Genomic DNA, 4,200 nt, shown 5'->3' on the forward strand with positions numbered 1-4,200 from the left:
GACACCTGAACCTTCTGCGCGGCGGCGGTCAGCGGCATGTCCTTCCAGCCGTCGACCTGCTTCAGACCCTTCAGGAACGCGGTGGTGGAGTACTCGGGGTCGGTGATCTGCTCGACCGTGCCCCAACCACTGGACGGACGCTGCTGGAACAGGCCCTGCGAGTCGTGGTCGTTGCGGTCACCCAGGTGACCCAGGTTCTCCAGCTTCGACTCCTGCAACGACGTGGCGATGGACACCACCGCGGCACGCTCGTCCATACCGGCCTTCTTCGTCGCGGCGATGATCGCCTTCACGTTGCCGGTCTGCTCGCCGTTGAGGTCGATGCGGGACTGCTTGCCCTGCACACCGTTCGGGATCAACTTGTTGGTGTCCGGCTTGTCGGCCTGCACCGCCGCGACCGGCTTCACCGCAACCGGGGTGTCCGCGAACGCGGCCACCGGGCCGGCGAACATGCCACCGGCGAAAGCCAGACCAGCAACACCCAGAACACTCTTACGCAGCATCGAGTTCATGATCAAAACTCCATTCGGGGGTAGACGTCCACGCGCCGGCAAAGGGGGGATCGGCACGCGGGGGTGAGCGCCGACACGGCGCTGCAAGACAAGGGGAAGATTCACCGGCTGGCTCGCGGGCGGGGGGCCTTCGCGGCGCCGGGACCATGTTCAACGACCGACCGGGGCGGGTCATTCCCGGGATCCGCCGGCCGCGGCATCCGCCTGCGAGCGGCGGGGCGGCCCTCTTCGGTCAGCCACCGGATACAACGCCACCCACCCGCCGGGGATTCCGCCCCGGGCCCGCCGACCACACCCCGGAAACCGGACATCCGGCTCCTCGGCGGGACAATTAGCCGGTGCCCCTGATCGGCAGCGCCGGACGGAACGGACGTTCACCACCTAGCCGGACAGTCGGGCGGAGTGCTGCGCGGCGGCACCGGACGGAACGGGCACCGCAACCTCGGCGGACAAACCCGCCAGGTTCACATCCGAGATGCGCAAAGCGGCCGGAGACAGCTGTCTCCGGCCGCTTTGCGCGGGTCGTGCGGTGGTCTACTGCTTGAGCATGTTGTCCAGCAGCAGTGCGCAGCGGATGACCCCGAGGTGGCTGTACGCCTGCGGGTGGTTGCCCAGGCCGCGCTCGGCGAGCGGGTCGTACTGCTCGGGCAGCAGCCCGGTCGGGCCCGCCGTGTCGATCATCTGGATGAACAGCTCCTCGGCGTCGGTGCGTCGCCCGGTGCGCAGGTACGCCTCGACCAGCCACGCCGTGCAGATGTGGAAGCCGCCCTCGCGGCCGGGCAGGCCGTCGTCCCAGTGGTAGCGGTAGACGACCGGGCCACTGCGCAGGTCCGCCTCGATCTTGAGGACGGTGGAGAGGAAGCGCGGATCGTCACCGGGCAACAGGCCGGACAGGCCGATCCACAGCGACGAGGCGTCCATGTCCTCGTCGCCGTAGGCGACGCTGTACGCCTCGGCGTGCTCGTGCCAGCCGTACTCGAGCACGTTGGCGCCGATCCGGTCGCGCAGCTCCACCCATTCCGGGCGGTCCTCGCCGCCGTGCTGGCGCATCACGTGCAGCGCGCGGTCGACGGTCATCCAGCACATCACCTTGGAGAAGATGTGGTGCCGGGGTGGCAGACGGGCCTCCCAGATGCCGTGGTCCGGCTCGTGCCAGCGGCGGCGGACCGCCTCGACCATGTTCTCCAGCACCCGCCACTCCTCGGCGCGGACCGAGCCGCGGGCGTCGGCGGTGGCGGCGATCAGGTCGGCGATCGGGCCGAAGACGTCCAGCTGGAGCTGGTGGTTGGCGAGGTTGCCGACGCGTACCGGCCGGGAGCCGGCGTAGCCGGGCAGGGTGTCGATGACGGCCTCGGCGCCCAGCTCGTAGCCGTCCACCGTGTAGAGCGGGTGCAGCCGTTCGGGATGCCCGCCGGTCCGCTCCACACAACCGTCCACCCAGCGCAGCAGCGCCTCGGCCTCGGTGATCGAACCCAGGTCGACCAGGGCCCGGGCGGTCATCGCGGCGTCGCGCAGCCAGCAGTAGCGGTAATCCCAGTTGCGGACGCCGCCCAGCTCCTCGGGGAGCGAGGTGGTCGCCGCGGCCAGGATCGAACCGGTCGCCTCGTGGCAGAGGCCGCGCAGCGTCAGCGCGCTGCGGGCGACCAGGTCCCGGGCGGTGGTCGGCAGCCGCAGCGAGGCCACCCACTCCTTCCAGGGCCGTTCCGCCGCGGCCTGCCGCTCGTGGATCGGCAGCCGGTGGTGTTCCAGGCTGTGCGTGCCGAAGCGCAGCTCCAGCACCACCTGCCCGCCGAGCGCGGTGAGGTCCACCACCGCCTTGGCGGTCTCGTACCCGCCGTCGTTGTTGACCTCCCACTGCACGCCGGGGGAGTAGAGCGCGACGGGCTCGTTGGAGCCGAGCACCAGCAGACCGTCATCGAGCGGCTGTAGCTGCACCGCGACCTGCGCGAACTCCGGCCGTGGCGCGAACTCCAGCCGGGCCCGGCCGGTGCCGGTGAGCAGCCGGATCAGCGTCGAGTCGCCGGCGATGATCGCTGGCCCGTCCGGGGTGGCCTTGGGGTCGGGCTTGTCGAGCCAGTCGGTGACGGTGAGGCCCGACCAGCGGGTCTCCACGGTCATCGTGCCCGAGCGGTACCGCTGGCCGAGCGGGATGCCGCCGCGTTCCGGGGCGACGCTGAAGTGCCCGGCCGGGCTGCCGCCGACCAGGTCCGCGAAGATCGCCGCCGAGTCAGGCTTGGGGTGGCAGAGCCAGCTGACCTTGGCGTCGGGCGTGAGCAGCGCGACCGTCCGCCCGTTGGCCAGCATCGAGTGCCGCTCGATCGGCACCGCCCGCTCGCCGAACAACCAGTGCCGGCGGGTCTCCAGGAGCAGGCCGAGCGCGCGGGCGGCCTCGATCGGCTCGGCCACCCGGTAACCGGCCTTGGTCTCGCCCGGGCCGATCTTGATGCCGAGGTCCGGGCCGCTCAGATTGCCGAAGGCGTTCTCGTCGGTGACGTCGTCGCCGATGAAGAGCACCGCGCTGGCCGAGAGCTGGGTCCGGAGCTGGTCGACCGCGGTGCCCTTGTGGGTGGCCACTACGGAGAGTTCGATGACCTCCTTGCCCTGGGTGACGGTGACGTCATCCCAGGTCGCCGGGCCGCTCCGGACCCCCTCGATGGCCGCGGCGGCCACCTGGGGGTCCACCCCACGGGTGTGCACGGCGACGCTGGCCGGCTTGCGTTCGAGCCGTACACCCGGATGGGCCGCGGCGATCTCGCGCAGCGCGTCCCGCAGCCGGGTGCGCACGGCGATCAGCTCGGGGGAGAGCCGCTCGACGAAGCCGATGTCGAACTCGGAGCCGTGGCTGCCGACCAGGTGGACCTCACTGGGCAGCCGGGAGAGCGCGGCCAGGTCGCGCAGCGCGCGGCCGGAGACCACCGCCACGGTGGTCTGCGGCAGCGCGGCCAGGGCGCGCACCGCCGCCACCGACTCCGGCAGCGGTACGGCCTTGCTCGGGTCCTCCACGATCGGCGCGAGGGTGCCGTCGTAGTCGCAGGCGATCAGCAGCTGGGGCACCCGGGCGATCCGCCCGATGGCGGCCCGCAACTCGGGATCCATGGTTCCCGCCGCGGGCATGATGATGCCGTCGGTCGCGGCGTTCACACCGCCTCCAGGTCGGGTACACCGAGTTCGGTGAGAAAGGACTTCGCCCAGTGCCCCACATCGTGGGTGCGCAAATGGCGTTGCATGGTCCGCATACGGCGACGAGCCTCCGGCTTCTCCACATGCACGGCCCGCAGCAGAGCATCCTTCACTGCGTCGGGGTCGTGCGGGTTGCACAGGAACGCCTGACGCAGCTCGGTGGCTGCGCCGGCGAACTCACTGAGTACGAGTGCGCCCCCGTGGTCTGCCCTCGACGCGACGTACTCCTTGGCCACCAGGTTCATTCCGTCTCGGAGCGGGGTCACCATCATCACGTCGGCGGCGGCGTACATCGCAGCCAGTTCGGTGCGACTGTACGACTGATGCAGATAATGCACCGCTGGTACCCCGACCCGGCCGAATTCGCCATTAATCCGACCGACCTCGCGCTCGACCTTGACGCGAAGGGCCTGGTAGTGCTCGACGCGTTCGCGGCTCGGGGTGGCTACCTGCACCATAACAGCGTCGGGGACTGTCAACTTTCCGTCAGCCAGCAACTCGCGGAAGG

Annotated in this window: 3 protein-coding genes; all 3 read right to left on the reverse strand. The window is 70.5% G+C overall.

Annotated features, from left to right (window positions below):
* Nucleotides 1–512 (reverse strand): hypothetical protein (locus AB0M52_RS31465; RefSeq protein WP_363961229.1); only part of this gene is annotated, 512 nt, incomplete at its 3' end.
* 534 nt (nt 513–1,046) lie between these two features.
* Nucleotides 1,047–3,653: a trehalose-phosphatase gene (gene otsB, locus AB0M52_RS31470; RefSeq protein WP_363961231.1), complete on the reverse strand. Its 2,607-nt coding sequence runs from the start codon at nt 3,651–3,653 to the stop codon at nt 1,047–1,049.
* On the reverse strand, nt 3,650–4,200 hold a 551-nt coding region (locus AB0M52_RS31475), incomplete at its 5' end, for a trehalose-6-phosphate synthase (protein ID WP_363961233.1). The genes AB0M52_RS31475 and otsB, both read right to left, overlap by 4 nt.

The sequence above is a fragment of the Micromonospora sp. NPDC051296 genome, from assembly GCF_040682255.1.
Lineage (GTDB): Bacteria > Actinomycetota > Actinomycetes > Mycobacteriales > Micromonosporaceae > Micromonospora > Micromonospora craterilacus.